We start from the raw sequence: 19,801 nt of genomic DNA, 5'->3' as shown, positions 1-19,801 counted from the left end.
CCGCCTTCCTCGGGGCGGGCGGAGGAGATGGCGGTGCCGAGTGAGGGGATGAAGGCCAGGGACATGCCGAGGGCGGCGACGAGGCTGGCGGGCAGCACGTCGGTGGCGAAGCTGCCGTTCGGGCTGATCAGTGACAGCCACCCCATACCTGCGGCGAGCAGGGCCAGGCCGGCCACGGTGGTCGCCTTGGGGCCGAAGCGGCCGATCGCGCGGGGTGCCAGGACGATCATGCCGACCATGATGAGGACGGTCATCGGCACCAGCGCCGCGCCGCTCGGGAAGGCGCTGTAGCCGAGGACCTGCTGCAGATAGAGGTTGAGGAAGAACCACATCGGGATCCACGCGCCGCCGAGCAGCAGTTGGGTGAGGTTGGCGGCGGAGAGGTTCGGAGCACGGAAGATCGACAGCCGCATCAGCGGCTCGCGGCGGCGGGCCTGGATCGCGACGAAGCCGCCGAGCAGGGCCACGGCGCCGACCAGCACGAGCCAGGTCTGCGCCGAGCCCCAGCCGATCTCAGGTGCCCGGACGATGGCGTACACGGCGGAGGCGAGGCCGGCGGTGACGGTCAGCGCGCCGACCACGTCGATGGAGCCGCGCTGGGACTGTACGGCGGGCATCAGCGGCTTGTTGGCCAGCAGGACCACGATGGCGATGGGGATGTTGATGTAGAAGACCCAGGGCCAGCTCAGGTATTCGGTGATGACGCCGCCGAGGAAGACGCCGGCGGTGCCGCCCGCCGGTGCCGCGGCGCCGTACAGGGCCATGGCCTTGGTGAGTTCCCGGGGGTCGTGGCCGAAAAGCATCATGAGCAGGGTGAGGGCGGACGGCGCGATCAGGGCGGCGCCGGCGCCCTGGATCACGCGGCCGGCCAGCTCCACCCACACCTCGGGGGCGATGCCGGCGACGAGCGAGCCGGCCAGCAGGATGACCCAGCCGGCGCCGAACACGCGGCGGGCGCCGAACAGGTCGGACAGTCGGCCGCCGAGCAGCAGCAGCCCGCCGAAGGCGACGACGTAGGCGTTGAAGACCCACGACAGGTTCTCCTGGGAGAAGCCGAGGCTTTCCTGGATGCGGGGAAGGGCCACGCCGATGATCGACGTGTCCATGATGACGATGAACTGGGCGGTGGCGATCAGGGCCAGGGCGGCCCATCGCCGGGGAGATGGAGCAGACATCAGCGGTTCTCCATGCCATACGGGGGTAGGGTATGCGGACTCGCAAACGATTCCGCGAGAGGCGGGTTCGTGTGCGACTCGGGGTATTGCTGGCTTAATGAATACCCTCGGGGGGTATCTGTCAAGCGCTACCGACCCACTTCTTGCCGGCGTCGAAGCGCGACGAGGGTGATCGCCGCCGATGGAAGCGCCAGGGCGAAATCGATGGCCATGCCCACCGTCAGCTCGACGAGTTCCTGGATCCAGCCGAGTGCCACGTACAGCGCGCCCCCGAGGGCGGCCGACATGCCCAGGACCATGCCGGCCGCGGTCGCCGGTGACTCCGGAGCCAGGTCGCGTCGTTGACGACATGAACCGCGGCGAGGAAGGCGGCCAGTCGGGTCCCGCTGAGCACGCCCGGCCTGCGCATCACATGTGGCATCTCATCCTCCTGGATTTCGTCAGCCTTGTTGGGCTTCTGTTGTCCGGAATACCATAGGGGGGTATGGTGTTGTTCCCGGCGACGAAGGATGGGAGGTCCGGACATGGCCGGATATGGCGGAACCAAGAAGGATCACGCGATGCGGTTGCGCCGCGTCGAGGGGCAGGTCCGCGGCCTGCAGCGCATGGTCGAAGACGACAAATACTGCATCGACATCCTCACTCAGGTGTCCGCGGCGACCAGTGCGCTGAAGTCGTTCTCCCTGTCGCTGCTGGAGGAGCACCTGGCCCACTGCGTCGCCGAGGCCACGCGGAAGGGCGGCCCGGAGGCCGACGCGAAAGTCAAGGAAGCCGCCGACGCCATCGCCAGACTTGTCCGTTCCTGATCGACCTTGAGGAGAGACCGATATGAGCACTGCCACCTACACCGTCAAGGGCATGACCTGCGGCCACTGCGTCAGCTCGGTCAAAGAAGAGGTCAGCGAAGTGGCCGGCGTGACCAACGTCGAGGTGGACCTGGCCACCGGACTGCTGACCGTTGACAGCGACGACTCCATTGACCCGGCGAAGATCGTTGCCGCGGTCGAGGAAGCCGGATACGAAGTGGCGAATCAGTCGTGAACACCGCAGCCAAGCTCGGCGCCTATGTCCTGGGGCTGGCCGTCGTCTTCGGCGGCGCTCTTGGGGCGGGCAAGGCGGTAGGGCCGGTCGGGACGCCCCCGGCCGAGGATCACCGCGCCATGACGGCGCCCACCACGAGCGCGAGCGCGGGTCACGACCAGCACGCCACCCAGCAGGCCAAAAGCGATACCCCTGGGGGGCTCCAAGTGTCCGAGAACGGTTACACCCTCGTCCCACTCACCGAGGCACTCAAGCCCGGTGAGCCCGCAGACTTCCAGTTCACCGTGACCGGCCCCGACGGCAAGCCGGTCACCGACTACAAGGTCGAGCACGACAAGAAACTCCACTTCATCGTGGTCTCCCGCGACCTGGGCACCTTCCAGCACCTGCACCCCACTGAGGCGGGCAACGGCGTGTGGTCGGTCAAGCTGACGCTGCCGGACGCGGGCACGTACCGAGCCTTCGCCGACTTCTCACCGGTCGGCGGTGAAGCCCTGACACTGGGCACCGACCTGGCGGCGGCGGGCGACTACGAGCCCAAGGCCCTGCCCGGGGAGAGCCGCACCGCGACGGTCGACGGATACACCGTCACCCTTGACGGAGACCTGGCCCCCGGGCAGTCGAGCAAGCTCACGTTGAAGGTCGCCAAGGACGGCAAGCCGGTCACCGACCTGCAGCCCTACCTCGGCGCCTACGGTCACCTGGTGGCCCTGCGCGCCAAGGACCTGGCCTACCTTCACGTCCACCCGGACGGTGAGCCCGGCGACGGCAAGACCCCGGCAGGCCCCGAGATCGTCTTCTACGCCGAGGTGCCCAGCACCGGCGACTACCGGCTGTTCCTGGACTTCCAGCACGACGGCGAGGTCCGTACCGCGGACTTCACCCTTGGCGCCGGCGAGCAGTCCGCCCTCCCCAAGGCGACTCCGACGGCCACCCCCAGCGGCCACGGCGCTGATGGCCACGGCCACTGAGTGAGAGAGCGGAGTGAGAGAGCGGAGTGAGAGAGCGGAGCGAGAGAAAGGAGCACGGTGATGACTTCGGTCACCGATGACCGGCAGAACGCGGTCGAACTCTCGATCGGCGGCATGACCTGCGCCTCGTGCGCCAACCGCATCGAGCGCAAGCTGAACAAGATGGACGGCGTGACCGCCACGGTCAACTACGCCACGGAGAAGGCGAAGGTGACCTTCCCCGATGGCGTGGATCCGCAGCAGTTGATCGCGGAGGTGGAGAAGACCGGCTACACGGCCGCGCTCCCCGCCCCTCCCAAGACGGAGGGGGCGCAGGCGGTCGCGCAAGAGCCGGAGGACGAACTCCGACCCCTGCGCAACCGCCTCATCACCTCCGTGGTGCTGGCTGTGCCCGTGATCGCGATGGCGATGATCCCGCCGCTGCAGTTCACCAACTGGCAGTGGCTGTCGCTGGTGCTGGCCGCGCCGGTGGTGGTGTACGCGGGCTGGCCCTTCCACAAGGCCGCCTGGACCAACCTCCGGCACGGCGCCGCCACGATGGACACGCTGATCTCGATCGGTACGCTGGCCGCGCTCGGCTGGTCGCTGTGGGCGCTGTTCTTCGGCACGGCCGGCACGCCGGGCATGACGCACCCGTTCGCGTTCACCATTGAGCGCACCGACGGCACCGGCAACATCTACCTCGAGGCCGCGGCAGGGGTCACGGCGTTCATCCTGGCGGGACGCTATTTCGAGTCCCGCTCCAAGCGGCGGGCCGGGGCGGCGTTGCGGGCGCTGCTGGAGCTCGGTGCCAAGGACGTCGCGGTGTTGCGCGACGGCGTGGAGACCCGGATTCCCGCCGACCAGCTGACGGCCGGGGACCGGTTCGTCGTACGGCCGGGCGAGAAGATCGCCACGGACGGCGTCATCGAGGAGGGCACGTCGGCGGTCGACGCCTCCATGCTGACCGGCGAGTCCGTGCCGGTCGAGGTTCGGGTGGGCGACGCGGTCACCGGCGCCACCGTGAACGCCGGCGGCCGGCTCGTCGTACGGGCGACCCGGGTGGGCGCCGACACCCAACTCGCCCAGATGGCCAAGCTGGTGGAGGAGGCCCAGACCGGCAAGGCGGCCGTGCAACGGCTGGCCGACCGCATCTCCGGCATCTTCGTCCCGATCGTGATCGCGCTGGCCATCGGCACGCTCGGCTTCTGGCTGGGCACCGGCGACGGCGTGGGCGCGGCCTTCACCGCCGCGGTCGCGGTGCTGATCATCGCCTGCCCGTGCGCGCTCGGCCTGGCCACGCCGACCGCCCTGCTGGTCGGCACCGGCCGGGGCGCCCAGCTCGGGATCCTGATCAAGGGTCCGGAAGTGCTGGAGTCCACCCGCAAGATCGACACCGTGGTGCTGGACAAGACCGGCACGGTCACCGAGGGCCGCATGACCCTCACCGATGTCCACGTCGCCGATGGCGAGGACGAGGCCAAGGTGCTGCGCCTGGCCGGGGCGCTGGAGCACGCCTCTGAGCACCCGATCGCCCGGGCCATCGCCAAGGGCGCCGCGGCCCGGGTCGGCGAACTGCCCACGCCGGAAGACTTCGCCAACGTCGAAGGACTCGGCGTGCAGGGCATCGTGGACGGTCACGCGGTGCTGGTCGGCCGGCCCCGGCTGCTGGAGGAGTGGTCCCAGCACCTGCCCGCCGATCTGGAGCGGGAGCTGCACGCCGCACAGGCCGCCGGTCGCACGGCCGTCGCGGTCGGGTGGGACGGACAGGCCCGTGCCGTGCTGGTGGTGGCCGACGTGGTCAAGTCGACCAGCCAGGAGGCCATCACCCAGCTCCGCGCGCTCGGTCTCACGCCGGTTCTGCTGACCGGTGACAACGAGGCCGTGGCCCGTACGGTGGCGGCCGAGGTGGGCATCGCCGAGGTGATCGCCGAGGTACTGCCCGCCGACAAGGTGGACGTGGTCAAGAAGCTGCAGGCCGAGGGCCGGGTCGTGGCCATGGTCGGCGACGGGGTCAACGACGCCGCCGCGCTGGCCCAGGCCGACCTCGGGCTGGCGATGGGCACCGGCACCGACGCCGCGATCGAGGCGAGCGACCTCACGCTGGTACGCGGCGACCTGCGGGTGGCCGCCGACGCGATCCGGTTGTCCCGGCGCACGTTGTCCACCATCAAGGGCAACCTGTTCTGGGCCTTCGCCTACAACGTGGCCGCCCTTCCGCTGGCGGCGCTGGGTCTGCTCAACCCGATGATCGCCGGCGCCGCGATGGCGTTCTCCAGCGTCTTCGTGGTGAGCAACAGCCTCCGGCTGCGCCGCTTCAAGTAAGAACCGCATCGAAATGGCTCCGAGCAGCGCGGCTCGGAGCCATTTCGATGCGCTCGGTGTGGTGCTGCCGCCTACGGCTGGTAGATGGTCCGGAAGGTGGCGCCGCTGTCCACCGACTCGTAGACCATGCCGTTCATGGCAGCGGCCAGGAGATGCTCGGCGGACACCGCCGTGAAGGCGACGGGTCGCATGGGCAGGCGTCCCCCTGGCTGCCAGGTCGCTCCCGGGTCGGTGCTGCTCCGCACCTGCCCGTCAGGGTTCACGCCGACCAGACCTTTCTCGCCGGTCACGTCCAGGAACGTACTTAACGACTTCGGTCCGCGATTCGGGGGGCTAATGCCTCGGCTTCTGCGCCACTACCTTGCCTTCCGGGTATCACGTAAACCTACTTGGGTCCGTCCTGCCCTTATCCTTGCGCTCAAGGAGGGCCAGCCTGATTTCAGCAGGCTGGGCCTCCCCTAAGACACCAGGAGCCGCAACGCCTCAGGCGGCACCTCCTCGACCGGGTCGGGCAGGGCGAGGTCAGCCCACACGAAATGGCCGAGCGCGTCACTCCCGCACGCACCCGTCGTCACCGCCAACTCCGCCACGATCGCCAGACCGCGTCCGCTGAGCGCGACCCCCGCCAGATCCTCCAGGCCTTCGAGATCGTCGTCCAGGGTGGGCTCGTGAGAGCACGGGGTGGGCTCTCCGATCAGCCACCCCGCTCCGCCCAGATCGACGACACCGACCCGCACCAGCGTCCCGAAGGCCAGCTCCACGCCGAACCAGCCCCCCGGCCGCCCCGAACGCGTGTAGAGCACGCTGTTGTTGGCTAGCTCGTTCACAACTAGACCGGCGTCGTCCTCGCGGCCGGTGCCGGTGAACAGTTCCTCCACCAGCTTGCGCGCCCGACGCACCTGCTCGGGTACGCCCGCGAACGTGTAGCGGAGCACACCAGGCGGAGCGGCGGCCCGCCAAGCATTCGCCGAGGCTCCGGTGGTTGTGTTGTGCATGGGTTCTCCCTTGTTCGGGTGCCGACCGCCGGGCGGCGGCCGGAAGATCAAGACTCCGCCCGCTCCAGCAGGCGCCGATATGGGGTCCGCCGCCATCGTGGTCACCTCTTACCGGCCGCCTCTCTCCCACGTTCGGCTGGCGCCGCTCCCTGACGTCTCACCCCGGGAAGGGGCGATCGTCACTGCCGATGTTGCTCGGCCCCGGTAGCGGCGCGGAGGTGTCACCTTTAGCACCCGCCTAGGAGGATCGGACCGCCCCCTGAGGCGTGTGGATGGCGGGGGCGAACGGGAGCCTCGGGGTCGAGGGTGACGCGGTGACCATCCACGGTGATGCCGGGGATGCGGTTCCAGCGCGGGTCGAACGTCTCGGGCAGCTCGACACTGATCTTGTCGTGGATGGCAGTGGACACTTGGGTTCCTCCGTTCGAGGAGACGAGGTGCTCCCCGAGGAGCTCGGGGACGAGGTCCCTCGGATGCTTTCGCTCCACACCTGTGACGACGTCGAGGCCGGTCTGAGCGGTCATCAGTCGACTCCTTCCGCGGACGCGTTCTCACGCTCCGTATTGGGGTTGCTGCTAACAGTGGCCCCGCACGAACAGGACCGCTATGGTCGAAGGAGTCGCAGAGCGTTTAATCGGTTTATCCATAGGGAGTTCCGATGGCGAGGCCCCCTGGCCAGCGCTCCCCGAATGACCGGCTGCGGGAGATGATCTCGGCTTCCGGCCTGGGCTATGAGGGAGTTGCTCGCGCCGTCGTGCGTGTCGCTGCGGAGAACGGCGAAGCGCTGCGCACCAACAAGTCGGCCATCGCGCACTGGGTGGCGGGCATCGAGCCGGGTGAACGCACCATCGGCTACCTCGTCGAAGCACTCTCGCGCCGCGCCGGGCGTCCGGTGACCCGCCAGCAACTCGGGTTCTTCGCCGATGAACCGCCAGCGCTCGAGGGTACAGAGCCCATCGAGACCGCGACCCTTCTCGGCCGAACCGATGTCGAGAACAGGCGCTATCTCGCTACGGCCGTCTACACCGCCGCCCACGTGAGAATGCCCCTCGACTACGACGCCGAGGCAGTGAGCAGGCTCCTCCGGGCGCGCACAGGACTGTCCCGAGTCGGAGCGGCCGAGGTAGTTGTCGTCCGGCAGATCACCAAGGCGTTCGGCGCGGCCGACGAACGCCTCGGCGGCGGACACGGGCTGTCCACCGTCGCGGCCTACCTTTCCGACACCGTCGCCCCCATACTGTCGGGACGCTTCACCGACGAAGCAACACGACGCGACGCATTCAGCGCCGCAGCCGAACTTGCCTGGCTACTCGGATGGAAACACCACGACCTCAGCCACGAAGGCGCGGCCCAGCGGTATTACCTCACCGGCTTCCAACTCGCCATCGAAGCCGACCCCGGCGCCCACGCCGCCTGGATGATGCGAGCGATCGCCCACCAAGCACTCAGCTTGACGGAACGCCACCACAGCCGAGATCTCATCGAAGCCGCTCTCAAGCGAGCCGAAGGTCGCTGCGACGGCGCGACCAAGGCGCTCCTACACATCACGCACGCAAGGTCGAACGCGGCACTCGGGGAGAAGGCCGGCGCCGCACGAGCACTTCTCGCGGCAGAAGACGCACTGAGTCGTTCCGGAGATCCGCAGCCCTCGTACTCGCTGCTCATGGGACCGGCCTCGGGAACCGTCGACTCCCACACCGCGAGAACCCTGACCGAGATCGGTGATCACCTCGGCACCGAGGCTCGCCACCGGGCGGCGTTCACCTCCTGGGACCCCGCCGCCTACCCGCGCGTCCATCTACTCACTCACATGGACCTCGGCGACTGCCTCGCCGTCCAAGCACGAGCCGACGAAGCGATCGGAGCCTGGAGCCAGGCACTCGACCTCGCCGAAGGGATGGCGTCGGGCCGCAGCAGGACCGCCCTGGCGGGAATCCGCCCGACCCTCGCCGTCTACAAACACCGAGGCGTCCCTGGAGCAGCCCTACTGGAACAACGCATCCGGCATGCGGCCACCGCCGCATGAAAGGATCGCACCCATGCCCATGCCCGGCACCGCACTGCCCCCCGCACTCGAAGCGCACACCCTCCTCGTTGCCGCCGTCATCATCCACGACCAGGAGCAGAGACGGGTACTGCTCATCCGGCGAGGACGCCAGGCGAAGTTCGCCCCTGACCATTGGGACCTCCCCGTCGGCAAAGCCGGTAAGGGCGAAGTGATCACCCAGACCGCAGTCCGCGAACTCAAGGAGGAAACCGGCCTGGTTGTAGACCCCGCCGACCTCCGCGTGGCCGGTCTGATCCACTGCGCCTGGGGCGTCGAAGCACCGAACGGCTTCGTCACCGTCGTCTTCGTCGCCAGCGAATGGAGCGGCGACCCCTTCAACGCCGAACCACACAACCACGGTGACGTCGCGTGGCATCCGGTCGACGAAGTGCCCGAGGCATTCGTGTCGACCACCCGGACCGCACTGATCAACTACCTCAACAGCGGTCCCATGGTGACCACCGAAGGCTTCTGATGTCGGAATCGCTCATCCTCGGCATCGATGACCTGCGGCCGCTGCCCAGAGCTTCACAGGTCGCCCGCACCAGCAAGGAGGGCATCCGGCTTCTCCAGGAACACCGCGACGGCTTCATCGACGAACTCTGGCTCGACCACGACCTGGGCGGCGACGACAGCATCATGCCTGTCGTGACGCTCCTGGAGGAGGCGGCCTTCAACGGGCAGCCCTTCCATATCGGAGCGATCTTCGTCCACAGCGCCAACCCGATCGGTGCGGAGACGGTCGTCCGCGTCCTTACACGGTGGGACTACCGAGTCCGACGAGCAGTCGCCTGAATCGACGGAGCCGCCCGCTTGCCAGCGTCGTGAAAACCAGGTTGGCCCAGTCCTCTGCGCCCGGTATCGTCCACCGTCCTGACCTTGCGATCGATTGATCACCTCTGGAAGGGGGCAGCGCTCGTGTCCGGTGGAAGCGCAACGACGACCCTCTGGCGTCCGACCGGCCCGAAGGAGCTGGAGCTCGTGCGAGCCCTGAACTGGCGGGCGTGGCCGCCGCGCCTGACCGAGCAGCCGATCTTCTACCCGGTTCTCAACGAGGACTACGCGATCAAGATCGCCCGGGACTGGAACGTCAAGCACGATGGTGCCGGGTTCGTCACCCGCTTCGAGGTCGAATCTGAGTTCCTTTCGCGCTACCCGGTCCAGCAGGCCGGTGGCCAAACGATCCTGGAGCTATGGGTTCCCGCCGAGGATCTCGACGCCTTCAACGCTCACATCGTCGGGCCGATCGAGGTCGTTCACGAGTTCCGCTGAAGGCCCCAGCCCACTCAGGGGCTGTCCCAGGGGGACCAGATCCCAGTGATCAGGCCCAGCCACCTCACCCTCCTCCTCGATTTACCGACCGGCCTGGCTGTGCCCAGGGAGGTGGCCTGTCCCGCGCGGCCGAGATTGCTTTTGCGGTGGGCCGTCCAGCAGACTGCGGAACCCTTTCGAGCGGTATGCCCAACGCCTCCGCCCAACGACGACGCCAGGCGAGTCCACGTTGAGCCCTGCGTTCCACGCGGGTTTGAGCCTTGCGGCGGCGGCGCTCGACCTCGGCTAGGGCTGCGCTCTCCGACCGGAGCCAGGGCGGCGGATTTCGCAGCAAACCTGCCACATGCTGGGCCGACCAGCGGCCGCTACTGGGGCGCACCTGCCGGATCACATCGACCGGCAGGCTGAACAGCTCGGCCACCGATGCGTCGGAGAGCCTGGTGGCTGCGCGGATGGCCGCGTCGACGGCTGCCTGCTCGGCGCTTTGGCGCCGGGACGCGTCCGCCACGGCACGGCTTGCCGCCGCTTGGGCGGCTCGGCGTAGCTCCTCATCGGCTCGGGCGTGCAGGAACCAGGCCGGTGGTGCGGAAAGCAGCTCACGCAGGGCCGGAGCGAACAGGTGGTCGCCAAGGCGCGGAAAATCGGCGGGGAACGCATCAACAGGCACGCCGAGGGCATCCGTTGGCGCGGTCAGCAGGGTGACCGCCTCGGTTGCGAGGGGAAGGAGCGAGCCGAGCATGGCATCGAGGTCAGGGCGGGAGAGCCGGGCCGTGCGGAGCGTCGCGAGGAGTTCGGTGATACGAGGGTCATGAAGATAGGCGAGGCGACGAAGCGGACCCGGTCTGGTGCCGGAAGCCTCCATGAGCGCGGCCGCCCAGACGAGCACCTGGATCGGGTCTCCGTCGTGACAGGGCATGGCCCGTTTCAGCAGGGCCCGTGCTGCCACCGCCCTCTCCTTGTTGAGCTTGCGGGTCGCCGCTGCCTTGCGCGCTGCTTCGGACCGCGAAAGGGCCCGGGCCGCGGCGCGCAGTTCGGTGTCGGCCCGGACGAGGTCGGCGAGCGCGTCGATGTCGGCGGCGCGGTAGTAGCGGATGGTGAGTGTCCGGCCGTACTTCTGGATCTCATCGACGGCGACGGGCGCCAGTCGGTCGGCGAGGCGTTTGAAACGTTGAGGTGAAATGCCCAGCCTGATCGCCGCCTGGGTGGCGTTACAGCGATGTTCGGCGGCGAGCAGGCGTTGGAAGCGCTCGGTGTCCGCCTTCGCCGCGTTGACCGAGACGGGGTCGAATGTGCGGTCCGGCAGGCGGCGGAGCAGGCTGGTCTCGACCGCGAGCTCGACTTCCCAGACGGCGAGGCCGAGCTCCTCGCGCACCTTCTTCATGCCCAGACCGCGTGCCATGGACAACAGAGTGTCACCGGCCTACGACAGTTTCCAGGCCCGCGATCCTGCAGGGGTTCCTCACCTTCTGGCGGCGCAACGGCGAGATCCTGCAAAGCCGCGAGACCTATCACGAGGCCGCCTGTCACCTGATCTTCATGGCTTGGCTGCATCGGGTGGTCAACGGCGGCGGTGTGATCGACCGTGAGTACGCCCTGGGTCGTGGGCGCATCGACATCTGCGTCCAATGGCCCTACACAGACGCCGATGGCAAGCGCTGCTGGCAGTGGGAGGACATCGAATTCAAGGTTCATCAACCCAGACAGCCCGACCCCGTCGAAGACGGCCTGCACCAGCTCGACGGTTACCTCGATCGCCTCGACCTGAGCCACGACACCCTCATCGTCTTCGACCGCCGGCCCACCGCCCCACACCTTCTGGAGCGCAGCGCCATCGAACAGGTCACCAGCCCGCGCGGTCACGCCGTCACCCTCGTCCGGGCATGAAGGGTCACACGCCGACATCCAGGGAGTCAGGCCAGGTGACGCCGACCCCCCAGGTCATTGCTGACCAGGGGTTTTGGCGTTCCTGGCTGCTCTAATGTGACGTACGGGCCTGCAGGAGGTCGGCCAGGAGATGGAGCAGGGCCGCCGCCGTGGTCGCGGACGTGATGGCCTGCTCGCTGATCAGCCGCTGGATGCCCAGCACCGGCAGCCATTCGGCCCGCTCTCGTTCGTCAGCCCGTTCGTCAGCCCGTTCGTCAGCCCGTTCGTCAGCCTTTTCGCCGACCGGCGCAGTCTGGTCGTCGGTCGGCGTGGCGACGGGGGTGGCCTGGTAGGCGACGAAGATCACGTGGTCGCTGTCCGCGACGTCCTCGGCGGTGCGGATCCGGATCAGCGGCATCAGGGGACCGGGCCGCCAGCCGGTCTGCTCCTCCACGAGACGGGCCGCGGCCCTCTCCGGGTCCTCGTCCGGGCCGATCTCGCCGAGCGGGATCTCCCACCCCCACGTGTCGGTGACCGGGCGGTGCCGCCACAGCAGCAGAGCGCGCCCGGCGTGAAAGACCACCGCTCCGGCGGCCTGCGGTGTGCGGACGAAGGGTTGCTCCACGTGCCCGCCGTCGGTCAGTTCGAGGTCCACGACGCGAAGATCAACCCCATTCGCCGCGTAGAGCAGCCTTTCCGACCGACTCATGGGACGCTCCTCACCGATTCGCCGGGGACTCGCTCCTTCGAGCATACGCACGGGGATGACCCGGCATCCCGGGCGCATGGACGTCGGCGGGGGAGATTAGCCTGGTAAAGGCCGGGGTCGGTTCGACCTGGATGTCATTGATGTCCCGACGTCTGACCGGAGGGAAGCGATCGTGGGGTCTTTCGCGGGCGGAGAGTTGCCTTCGGATGACGTCATCGTTCCGGCCCTGCGCGCGGGCGATGAGGCGATGTTCGCGGCGCTGCTCGACACCTGGTCCCGGGGCATGCTCCGGGTGGCCAGGTCGTACGTGCCCACCGACCACGCCGCGGAAGAGGTCGTCCAGGACACCTGGCTGGCGGTGATCGGCGGGATCGACGACTTCGAGGGCCGTTCGTCGGTCAAGACGTGGATTTTCCGCATACTGGTCAACGCGGCGAAGAAACGCGGCGTACGCGAGAGGCGCACGCTGCCGTGGAGCGCCGTCAAGGACGACGGCGGCGCGATCGCGGGCCAGAGCCTCGACCCGGTGCCGCCTGGCGGTTGGCGGGATCCGCCCGCGGCATGGCCGACGCCCGAGAAAGAGGTGCTGGCCTCGGAGGTGCGCGGCCTGATCGGCGAGGTACTGGCCAGGCTGCCGCCCCGGCAGCGGACCGTGATCACGCTGCGGGACGTGGAGGGCTGCACCTCCGACGAGGTGTGCGAGATCATGAAGATCTCCGCCGCCAACCAGCGGGTCCTGTTGCATCGCGCCCGCGTCGCGGTGCGCGGGTGGCTGGCGGACTACTTCGAGTTCGCGAGACAGCCGGACTGACCTCATCCGCTCCGTGCGGCGGCACAATAGGTGAAACGGTTCATTCAGCAGACGAGGGCGGTCAACGTCGTGAAGCGCTTCACATGCGGCGAGCTGGTGGGACTCCTCACCGCCTACCTTGACGACGCCCTCGATCCGCCCGAGCGCGAGGGTGTGCACGCCCACCTGACCGGCTGCGAGGGGTGCGGCCGCTACTTAGAACAGTTCCGCGCGACCATCGTCGCCCTGGGCGACCCGCCCCCGGAGAAACTCTCCGCCGACGTGCGCGATCGGCTCATGTCCGCGTTCCGCGAGCGCCGGCGGCCATGAGGCGCGAGCCCCCCATGTGACCGCTCATCCAATTACCCGAATTCCGTGTGTAACGCTCGCGCGGTTCGTGGGTCTGTAGATGGGGCCACCGTTGCCTGCGGTGGACCGCTGGACCATCAGAGACCCATGCGCCACGCGAAGGGGAAACGATGATCGGGCTTACGGCCGAGAGTCCGCCGTTGCAGGACGCCTCGGAGGTGGTGGACTTCGCGCGTCGCTGCTTTTGTCCCGCCGCCGCGGACCTGGTGGGCGTGGAGCTGGAATTCCTGATCTTCGACCGTACGGCGGCAACGAGGCATGTCCCGCTGGCCAGGATCGAGCGGGCCATGCCCGAGCTGCCCGGTGGCAGCCGGTTGACCTTCGAACCGGGCGGGCAGCTCGAACTGTCCGGCCCGACGGGCCCGCTGCCGGAGTCGCTGGCCCGCCTGGCCGCCGACGTGGCCGCCGTGCGCGCCGCCCTGCGGGCGTCGGGGCTGGTGCTGGCCGGTGTCGGTCTCGATCCTGTACGGCCGGCCCGGCGCCAGCTGCGCCTACCCCGGTACGACGCGATGGCCGAGTTCCTCGGCGTGCCGTACGGACAGCTCATGATGTGCTCGACCGCGTCGATCCAGGTCAACCTGGACCTGGGCGAGCGGCCGGCGGCGCGCTGGGAACGGGCGCACGCGCTCGGCCCCGTGCTGATGGCGGCCTTCGCCAACTCGCCGCTGCGCGATGGCCGGCCGTGCGGCTGGATGTCGGGCCGCCAGGCCGTCTGGGATCACCTCGACCGCACCAGAACCTCGCCCGTCCCCGCCTCGGACGATCCCGCCGCGGACTGGGCCGAATACCTGCTGGATGCCCGGCTCATGCTGGTACGGGAGGACGAGCAGAGCTATCGCACCGTCCGTGACGGCTCCAGCTTCCGCGACTGGCTGAACGCCGACGGCCGGCGGCGGCCCACCGCCGAGGACCTGGCCTACCACGCCACGACGCTGTTTCCACCAGTGCGGCCCCGGGGCTGGCTGGAGATCCGCTACCTCGACGCCCAGCACCCGGCGATCTGGCCGGTCTGTGTGGCCGTGACCCATGCCCTCATCACCGACGACCGCGCCGCTGACGCCGCGATGGCCGCCGCGGAGCCGTACCGACGGCTCTGGGGGGTGGCGGCGCGGTGCGGGCTGGCCGACCCGCGCCTGCGCCGGGCCGCCGAGGAGTGCTTCCGCGCCGCGCTGGAGGCGCTGCCGCGCTGCGGCGCGGGTCCCGGCCTGGTCGGCGAGGTGGCCGCGTTCGCCGACCGGCACGTGAGCGCGGGCCGCTCACCGGCCTCCTACCTGCTGGATCTCCCGAACTGGCCGAGCGACGAAGGATGGGAATGAACGACATCAAGGAACGTATCGCGGCCGAGCTCATCGCGGTGCGCGACCGGTCACTCACCTACACGGCCGCGGAGGACGACCTGCTGGTACGCCAGCACTCCCCGCTGATGTCGCCGCTGGTCTGGGACCTGGCGCACGTGGGCAACTACGAGGAGCTCTGGGTGCTGCGTGAGGCCGGGGGCATCGACCCGCTCCGGCCCGAGATCGACGACATCTACGACGCGTTCAAGACACCGCGCAAGGATCGCCCCAGTCTGCCCTTCCTGGGTCCGGCCGAGGCCCGCCGCTACATCGAGGGCGTACGCGGGCGGGTGCTCGACGTGCTCGACGCGATCGACCTGGACGGGCCCGCCCCGCTGCACCGCGACGGCTTCGTGTTCGGCCTGGTGATCCAGCACGAGCATCAGCACGACGAGACCATGCTCGCCACCCTGCAGCTGTCCGGGCAACCCGGGCTGGTGCGCGACGGTGACCTTCCACCGGGCCGGAGCGAGGGTCCGGAAGAGGTCTTCGTGCCCGCGGGCTCCTTCCTCATGGGTACCGACACGCTGCCCTGGGCGTACGACAACGAGCGGCCGGCGCACCGGGTGGACCTGCCCGCGTACTCGATCGACCGGCTGCCTGTCGGCAACCGCGCCTACGCGGCGTTCATCGAGGACGGCGGCTACGACGACTCGCGCTGGTGGTCCGCGGAGGGCTGGCAGTGGCGGCAGCGGAGCGGCGTCTTCGCCCCGCTGTTCTGGGTCAGGGACGGGGGCGCCTGGTGGCGTACCCGTTTCGGCCGTACCGAGCCGGTCCCGATGGACGAGCCGGTCCAGCACGTGTCCTGGTACGAGGCCGACGCCTATGCCCGCTGGGCGGGCAAGCGGCTGCCCACCGAGGCCGAATGGGAGAAGGCCTGCGGCTGGGACGCTCGCTCCGGGAAGGCGCGCCGGTACCCCTGGGGTGAGGACGCCCCAGGCGCCGAGCGGGCGAACCTCGGGCATCGCGCCGCCCATCCCGCGCCGTTGGGCGCCTACCCGGCCGCGGCCAGCCCTTACGGGGCCGAGCAGATGGTGGGAGATGTCTGGGAATGGACCGCCTCCTGGTTCCAGCCCTACCCCGGTTTCCGCAGCTTCCCGTACAAGGAGTACAGCGAGGTGTTCTTCGGCGAGGAGTACCGGGTGCTGCGCGGCGGCTCCTGGGCGGCCGATCCGGCGGCGGTGCGGACCACGTTCAGGAACTGGGACTACCCGATCCGCCGGCAGATCTTCAGCGGCTTCCGCTGCGCCCGTTCGGAGCTGGTCTAACGTGTGCAGGCACGCGGCCTGGCTGGGCGCCGCCCGCCCGCTCGCCGCGCTCATCAACGAGCCGGACCATGGGCTGTTGAAGCAGTCGTACGCGCCGCGGCGGCAGCGTTTCGGCATGATCAACGCCGACGGGTACGGCATGGGCTGGTACGAGCAGAGTCCGGCCCCGGTGCGCTATCGCCGTGCCATCCCCATGTGGGCCGACGCCAACCTGCCCGGACTCGCCCGGATCGCCCGCTCGACCTGCCTGCTGGCGGCCGTACGCTCGGCCACCGTCGGCATGCCGATCGAGGAGAGTGCCACCGCGCCGTTCACCGACGGGCGGTGGCTGCTCAGCCACAACGGGCGCGTCGAGCGGGACGCGGTCAGAGATCTGGCCGACAGCGCGGAAAGCGCGTGCGACGCCGCCTGGGTCGCCGCGGCCGTGTTCCAGCGCGGGCACGCCGGGCTTGGCCTGGGCGAGGCGCTCGCCGAGGTGGTCGTCCGCGCCGGGGAGAAGGACCCCGGCGCCCGCCTGAACCTGCTCGCCTGCGACGGCGCGTCGATCGCCGCGACCGTCTGGGGCGACACCCTCTTCCATCACCGACTCCACGACGGCGTGCTGGTGGCCAGCGAGCCGCTCGACGACCTGCCCGGATGGCAGGCCGTACCCGAGCGCAGCCTGCTCACCGTCACCCGCGACGACGTACGCGTCCAGCCGTTGTAATCCACTTCAGGAGGCATCGTGCCTGTCAGCCAGTCGACCGTGCAGGTGATCAACTATCTTGACCGCGACTATCTGCGCCAGGCGCTCGAACACGATGTCAGGGCCGGGCTGACGGCCGTGCCCAAGTGGCTGCCGCCCAAGTGGTTCTACGACGCCGCGGGCAGCGAGTTGTTCTCCCGCATCACCCGGTTGCCCGAGTATTACCCGACCCGGCGCGAGCTGGCCATCCTGCGCGCGCGGGCCGCGGACCTGGCCGCCGCCAGCGGCGCGGACACGCTGGTCGAGCTGGGCTCGGGCACCAGCGAGAAGACCGTTCTGCTGCTGGAGGCGCTCGCCGCGCGTGTCTACACGCCGGTGGACGTCGACGCGGTCACCCTCACGGAGGCGGCGCACCGGCTGGCCGGGCGCTTCCCCGGGCTGCGGGTGAAGGCGGTGTGCGCCGACTTCGAGCGCCATCTGGCGCTGCTGCCGCGTACCGGAAGGCGGATGGTGGCCTTCCTCGGCGGCACGATCGGCAACCTCGAACCAGCCGCCCGCGAGGTGTTCATGAAAGACCTGCGGGCCACGCTCCAGCCCGGGGACACGTTCCTGCTGGGGGCGGACCTGGTGAAGGACACCGAGCGGCTGGTGGCGGCCTATGACGACCCGGCCGGGGTGACGGCCGCCTTCAACAGGAACGTGCTGCGGGTGATCAACCGGGAACTGGAGGCGGACTTCGACTCGGAGGCGTTCGAGCACGTGGCGCTGTACGACGAGCGGCAGGAGTGGATCGAGATGCGGCTGCGGGCAAGCCGCGACATGCGGGTGCGGATCGGCGGGCTGCGGCTGGTCACCGACTTCGCGGAGGGGGAGGAGATACGGACGGAGATCAGCGCGAAGTTCCGGCCAGAGGGGCTGTGGGCGGAGCTCGTGGGGGCGGGCTTCAAGGTGCGCCGTCGCTACACGGACCCGGCCGGGGACTTCACCCTGGTCCTGGCCGAGCCCAGCTGAAAGTTTCAGCAGCGTCGTCGGCCTTGCCCAAGGTCGGCGTAGGTGCCATGCGCTGAGGCGTGGGGAGGCTCTTGCGAGGCGAATCAGGGCGGCAGATCGTTGGGAGCGCTCCCAAGTGTCGGAGCTTGGCCGCTTCAAGAGAGCGGTGTCCATCGGTTTCGTCACGGAGGGCTCTCATGCCGATCGTGTTACGCAAGGCCTTGACGGCCGCCGCCGCTGTGGTGCTGGCCGGATTCGGCCTCGCCACCGTCCAGAGCGCGGCCGACGCCGCCGTGTCGTGTTCGGCCACCTACACCAAGAGCTGGGACAACGGCAGCGCGTTCGGCGCCACCATCGCGGTGACCAACACCGGCGACGCGTTGACCAGCTGGACGCTGAGCTTTGACTTTCCCAACAACCAGGTGATCACCCAGATGTGGGAGGGCGTGCCCACTCCGGCGACCCCCACCCCGGCGGGTGCGGCCATCACCGTCAACCCGGTCTCCTACAACGCCGCCAAGGCCGCCGGGGCGACCTGGAGTCTCGGCTTCAACGGCACGTACACCGGTGGCGCCAACACCAACCCCAGCGTCTCCTGCACGGGAACCGGCGCCGGAGGGACGCAACAGGCGCTGATGGTCTCCGCCACCAGCGTGAGCGTGCCCGAGGGCGGGACCGGCGGCTACACGGTCCGCCTGCGCTCGCAGCCGACCGGCAACGTGACGGTCACCAGTACGGCGGGCAGCGGTGACACCAACATCACCGTGACCGGGGGAGCCTCCCTGACCTTCACCACGGCCAACTGGAACACCCCGCAGACGGTGACGTTGAGCGCCTCGGAGGACAGCGACACCACGAACGGCACCCGGCCGATCACCGTGGCATCCAGCGGCTTGACATCGGTGACGGTGAACGCCACCGAGGCCGACAACGACGGCGGTACGGGAGGCGCGGCGCCCGCGCTGCACGTCTCGGGGAACCGGCTGGTCACCGCTGCCGGCGCCACCTACCGCATGCTGGGCGTCAACCGGGCCAGCGGCGAGTTCGCCTGCGTACAGGGCAAGGGCATGTGGGACAGCGGCCCGGTGGATCAGGCCTCGGTCGACGCGATGAAGGCGTGGAACATCCGCACGGTCCGGATCCCGCTGAACGAAGAGTGCTGGAACGGCACCAACGGCACCCCCAGCGGCCCCGCGTACCAGCAGAACGTCAAGGACTACGTGAACCTGCTGGTCGCCAACGGCATCACGCCGATCGTGGAGATGCACTGGAACTACGGCCTGTACACCGGTCAGGGCGCCGGTTGCTCCGACACCACGGCGACCTGCCAGAAGCCGATGCCCGACGCCCAGTACGCCCCGACGTTCTGGACCGGGGTCGCCAATGCCTTCAAGGGCAACAACGCGGTCGTCTTCGACCTGTTCAACGAGCCCTACCCGGACGCGGCCGCGAACTGGGACGCGACCGCCGGCTGGAAGTGCTGGCGCGACGGCGGCACCTGCACCGGCATCGGCTACCAGGTGGCCGGCATGCAGTCGCTGGTCAACACGGTGCGCGCCACCGGCGCCACCAATGTGATCATGCTCGGCGGGCTGGCCTGGTCCAACGACCTGAGCCAGTGGCTGACGTACAAGCCGACCGATCCGACCGGCAACCTGATGGCCGCCTGGCACACCTACAACTTCAACACCTGCTCCAACACCGCCTGCTGGAACAGCCAGGTCGGCGCCGTCGCGGCCCAGGTGCCGGTGCAGGCCGGTGAGATCGGCCAGAACTCCTGCGCGCACGACTACATCGACCAGGTGATGAGCTGGGCCGACGCGCAAGGCGTCGGGTACACGGCCTGGACCTGGAACCCATGGGGCTGCAGCCAGGGCAACGTGCTCATCACCGACTACAACGGCACGCCCACCAGCACGTACGGCGAGGGCTTCAAGGCACACCTGCTCACCCAGAACCCCCTCTCGTAGCAGCACTCGACCGGG

Annotated in this window: 23 protein-coding genes; 16 read left to right on the top strand and 7 right to left on the bottom strand. The window is 69.2% G+C overall.

The genetic code is table 11. The features are described 5' to 3' along the window. Together AB0C30_RS46335 and AB0C30_RS46330 are read right to left on the bottom strand one after the other, a co-directional pair. On the bottom strand, positions 1–1,175 hold a 1,175-nt coding region (locus tag AB0C30_RS46335), incomplete at its 3' end, for an MFS transporter (RefSeq protein ID WP_357956316.1). 128 nt (positions 1,176–1,303) lie between these two features. Next, positions 1,304–1,462, bottom strand: coding sequence for a hypothetical protein (locus AB0C30_RS46330; RefSeq protein WP_357956313.1), 159 nt, complete (start codon positions 1,460–1,462; stop codon positions 1,304–1,306). Between the two features lie 237 nt (positions 1,463–1,699). On the opposite strand from AB0C30_RS46330, the gene AB0C30_RS46325 reads away from it, so the two are divergent. Genes AB0C30_RS46325 through AB0C30_RS46310 form a run of 4 tightly spaced genes read left to right on the top strand, consistent with a single transcriptional unit; the run spans position 1,700 to position 5,491 of the window. After that, complete coding sequence (locus AB0C30_RS46325) at positions 1,700–1,981, top strand: metal-sensitive transcriptional regulator (protein WP_357956311.1); 282 nt, start codon at positions 1,700–1,702, stop codon at positions 1,979–1,981. Between the two features lie 22 nt (positions 1,982–2,003). After that, the gene (locus tag AB0C30_RS46320; RefSeq protein ID WP_357956308.1) at positions 2,004–2,216 is read left to right on the top strand and encodes a cation transporter; all 213 of its coding nucleotides are present in this window, start codon (positions 2,004–2,006) and stop codon (positions 2,214–2,216) included. After that, complete coding sequence (locus tag AB0C30_RS46315) at positions 2,213–3,187, top strand: hypothetical protein (RefSeq protein WP_357956307.1); 975 nt, start codon at positions 2,213–2,215, stop codon at positions 3,185–3,187. Before AB0C30_RS46320 ends, AB0C30_RS46315 begins: the two co-directional genes overlap by 4 nt. A gap of 60 nt (positions 3,188–3,247) precedes the next feature. Next, positions 3,248–5,491 (top strand): heavy metal translocating P-type ATPase, encoded by a 2,244-nt coding sequence (locus AB0C30_RS46310; RefSeq protein WP_357956305.1) that lies wholly within the window; start codon positions 3,248–3,250, stop codon positions 5,489–5,491. Between the two features lie 71 nt (positions 5,492–5,562). On the opposite strand, the gene AB0C30_RS46305 is transcribed toward AB0C30_RS46310, so the two are convergent. From AB0C30_RS46305 to AB0C30_RS46295, 3 genes are all read right to left on the bottom strand, one after another. Beyond that, positions 5,563–5,781, bottom strand: a complete 219-nt coding sequence (locus tag AB0C30_RS46305; RefSeq protein WP_357956304.1) for a hypothetical protein — start codon at positions 5,779–5,781, stop codon at positions 5,563–5,565. 168 nt (positions 5,782–5,949) lie between these two features. After that, the gene (locus tag AB0C30_RS46300; RefSeq protein ID WP_357956302.1) at positions 5,950–6,486 is read right to left on the bottom strand and encodes a hypothetical protein; all 537 of its coding nucleotides are present in this window, start codon (positions 6,484–6,486) and stop codon (positions 5,950–5,952) included. Positions 6,487–6,713: 227 nt separating this feature from the next. Then, positions 6,714–7,010, bottom strand: a complete 297-nt coding sequence (locus tag AB0C30_RS46295; protein ID WP_357956300.1) for a hypothetical protein — start codon at positions 7,008–7,010, stop codon at positions 6,714–6,716. Positions 7,011–7,144: 134 nt separating this feature from the next. On the opposite strand from AB0C30_RS46295, the gene AB0C30_RS46290 reads away from it, so the two are divergent. The 4 genes from AB0C30_RS46290 to AB0C30_RS46275 all read left to right on the top strand — a co-directional run bounded on the left by AB0C30_RS46290 (position 7,145) and on the right by AB0C30_RS46275 (position 9,805). After that, positions 7,145–8,512, top strand: a complete 1,368-nt coding sequence (locus tag AB0C30_RS46290) for a tetratricopeptide repeat protein (RefSeq protein ID WP_357956297.1) — start codon at positions 7,145–7,147, stop codon at positions 8,510–8,512. 13 nt (positions 8,513–8,525) lie between these two features. After that, positions 8,526–9,008 (top strand): NUDIX domain-containing protein, encoded by a 483-nt coding sequence (locus AB0C30_RS46285; protein WP_357956294.1) that lies wholly within the window; start codon positions 8,526–8,528, stop codon positions 9,006–9,008. Next, positions 9,008–9,328: a cyclic-phosphate processing receiver domain-containing protein gene (locus AB0C30_RS46280; RefSeq protein ID WP_357956293.1), complete on the top strand. Its 321-nt coding sequence runs from the start codon at positions 9,008–9,010 to the stop codon at positions 9,326–9,328. Before AB0C30_RS46285 ends, AB0C30_RS46280 begins: the two co-directional genes overlap by 1 nt. Before the next feature lie 186 nt (positions 9,329–9,514). Next, complete coding sequence (locus tag AB0C30_RS46275) at positions 9,515–9,805, top strand: hypothetical protein (protein WP_357956291.1); 291 nt, start codon at positions 9,515–9,517, stop codon at positions 9,803–9,805. A 64-nt stretch (positions 9,806–9,869) separates the two neighbouring features. Here AB0C30_RS46275 and AB0C30_RS46270 read toward each other — a convergent pair whose 3' ends face one another. After that, on the bottom strand, positions 9,870–11,204 hold the full coding sequence (locus AB0C30_RS46270) for a hypothetical protein (RefSeq protein WP_357956289.1): 1,335 nt from the start codon (positions 11,202–11,204) through the stop codon (positions 9,870–9,872). A gap of 137 nt (positions 11,205–11,341) precedes the next feature. Here AB0C30_RS46270 and AB0C30_RS46265 point away from each other — a divergent pair, with 137 nt between their 5' ends. Continuing rightward, a complete protein-coding gene (locus AB0C30_RS46265; protein ID WP_357956286.1) occupies positions 11,342–11,689 on the top strand; it encodes a hypothetical protein in 348 nt (115 codons plus the stop codon). Between the two features lie 91 nt (positions 11,690–11,780). On the opposite strand, the gene AB0C30_RS46260 is transcribed toward AB0C30_RS46265, so the two are convergent. Then, positions 11,781–12,377: an NUDIX domain-containing protein gene (locus tag AB0C30_RS46260; RefSeq protein WP_357956283.1), complete on the bottom strand. Its 597-nt coding sequence runs from the start codon at positions 12,375–12,377 to the stop codon at positions 11,781–11,783. A gap of 172 nt (positions 12,378–12,549) precedes the next feature. On the opposite strand from AB0C30_RS46260, the gene AB0C30_RS46255 reads away from it, so the two are divergent. The 7 genes from AB0C30_RS46255 to AB0C30_RS46225 all read left to right on the top strand — a co-directional run bounded on the left by AB0C30_RS46255 (position 12,550) and on the right by AB0C30_RS46225 (position 19,786). Continuing rightward, positions 12,550–13,188: a sigma-70 family RNA polymerase sigma factor gene (locus tag AB0C30_RS46255; RefSeq protein ID WP_357956280.1), complete on the top strand. Its 639-nt coding sequence runs from the start codon at positions 12,550–12,552 to the stop codon at positions 13,186–13,188. Between the two features lie 69 nt (positions 13,189–13,257). Then, on the top strand, positions 13,258–13,497 hold the full coding sequence (locus AB0C30_RS46250) for a zf-HC2 domain-containing protein (protein WP_357956278.1): 240 nt from the start codon (positions 13,258–13,260) through the stop codon (positions 13,495–13,497). A 149-nt stretch (positions 13,498–13,646) separates the two neighbouring features. Continuing rightward, positions 13,647–14,852, top strand: a complete 1,206-nt coding sequence (gene egtA, locus AB0C30_RS46245; protein WP_357956276.1) for an ergothioneine biosynthesis glutamate--cysteine ligase EgtA — start codon at positions 13,647–13,649, stop codon at positions 14,850–14,852. Continuing rightward, positions 14,849–16,141 carry an ergothioneine biosynthesis protein EgtB gene (egtB, locus tag AB0C30_RS46240; protein ID WP_357956273.1) on the top strand — a complete coding sequence of 431 codons (1,293 nt, stop codon included), beginning with the start codon at positions 14,849–14,851 and terminating at the stop codon, positions 16,139–16,141. The genes egtA and egtB overlap by 4 nt, the downstream gene beginning before the upstream one ends. A 1-nt stretch (position 16,142) precedes the next feature. Then, positions 16,143–16,847 carry an ergothioneine biosynthesis protein EgtC gene (gene egtC / locus AB0C30_RS46235; RefSeq protein WP_357956270.1) on the top strand — a complete coding sequence of 235 codons (705 nt, stop codon included), beginning with the start codon at positions 16,143–16,145 and terminating at the stop codon, positions 16,845–16,847. A gap of 18 nt (positions 16,848–16,865) precedes the next feature. After that, positions 16,866–17,837: an L-histidine N(alpha)-methyltransferase gene (egtD, locus tag AB0C30_RS46230; RefSeq protein WP_357956268.1), complete on the top strand. Its 972-nt coding sequence runs from the start codon at positions 16,866–16,868 to the stop codon at positions 17,835–17,837. A gap of 176 nt (positions 17,838–18,013) precedes the next feature. Continuing rightward, positions 18,014–19,786, top strand: coding sequence for a cellulase family glycosylhydrolase (locus AB0C30_RS46225; protein WP_357956265.1), 1,773 nt, complete (start codon positions 18,014–18,016; stop codon positions 19,784–19,786). Positions 19,787–19,801 lie beyond the last annotated feature (15 nt).

The sequence above is a fragment of the Nonomuraea sp. NPDC048901 genome (assembly GCF_040649695.1).
GTDB lineage: Bacteria > Actinomycetota > Actinomycetes > Streptosporangiales > Streptosporangiaceae > Nonomuraea.
This window is presented reverse-complemented; position numbering and strand designations above follow the sequence as displayed.

Excerpts from the sequence above, each read along its gene's own strand:
- AB0C30_RS46285 (WP_357956294.1), top strand. The coding sequence starts at position 8,526 with ATGCCCATGCCCGGCACCGCACTGCCCCCCGCACTCGAAGCGCACACC.
- AB0C30_RS46310 (WP_357956305.1), top strand. The coding sequence starts at position 3,248 with ATGACTTCGGTCACCGATGACCGGCAGAACGCGGTCGAACTCTCGATC.
- AB0C30_RS46325 (WP_357956311.1), top strand. The coding sequence starts at position 1,700 with ATGGCCGGATATGGCGGAACCAAGAAGGATCACGCGATGCGGTTGCGC.
- egtB (WP_357956273.1), top strand. The coding sequence starts at position 14,849 with ATGAACGACATCAAGGAACGTATCGCGGCCGAGCTCATCGCGGTGCGC.
- AB0C30_RS46260 (WP_357956283.1), bottom strand. The coding sequence starts at position 12,377 with ATGAGTCGGTCGGAAAGGCTGCTCTACGCGGCGAATGGGGTTGATCTT.
- AB0C30_RS46290 (WP_357956297.1), top strand. The coding sequence starts at position 7,145 with ATGGCGAGGCCCCCTGGCCAGCGCTCCCCGAATGACCGGCTGCGGGAG.
- AB0C30_RS46280 (WP_357956293.1), top strand. The coding sequence starts at position 9,008 with ATGTCGGAATCGCTCATCCTCGGCATCGATGACCTGCGGCCGCTGCCC.
- AB0C30_RS46225 (WP_357956265.1), top strand. The coding sequence starts at position 18,014 with ATGCCGATCGTGTTACGCAAGGCCTTGACGGCCGCCGCCGCTGTGGTG.
- AB0C30_RS46265 (WP_357956286.1), top strand. The coding sequence starts at position 11,342 with ATGGCTTGGCTGCATCGGGTGGTCAACGGCGGCGGTGTGATCGACCGT.
- AB0C30_RS46295 (WP_357956300.1), bottom strand. The coding sequence starts at position 7,010 with ATGACCGCTCAGACCGGCCTCGACGTCGTCACAGGTGTGGAGCGAAAG.
- AB0C30_RS46270 (WP_357956289.1), bottom strand. The coding sequence starts at position 11,204 with ATGGCACGCGGTCTGGGCATGAAGAAGGTGCGCGAGGAGCTCGGCCTC.
- egtA (WP_357956276.1), top strand. The coding sequence starts at position 13,647 with ATGATCGGGCTTACGGCCGAGAGTCCGCCGTTGCAGGACGCCTCGGAG.
- AB0C30_RS46330 (WP_357956313.1), bottom strand. The coding sequence starts at position 1,462 with ATGTCGGCCGCCCTCGGGGGCGCGCTGTACGTGGCACTCGGCTGGATC.
- AB0C30_RS46320 (WP_357956308.1), top strand. The coding sequence starts at position 2,004 with ATGAGCACTGCCACCTACACCGTCAAGGGCATGACCTGCGGCCACTGC.
- AB0C30_RS46300 (WP_357956302.1), bottom strand. The coding sequence starts at position 6,486 with ATGCACAACACAACCACCGGAGCCTCGGCGAATGCTTGGCGGGCCGCC.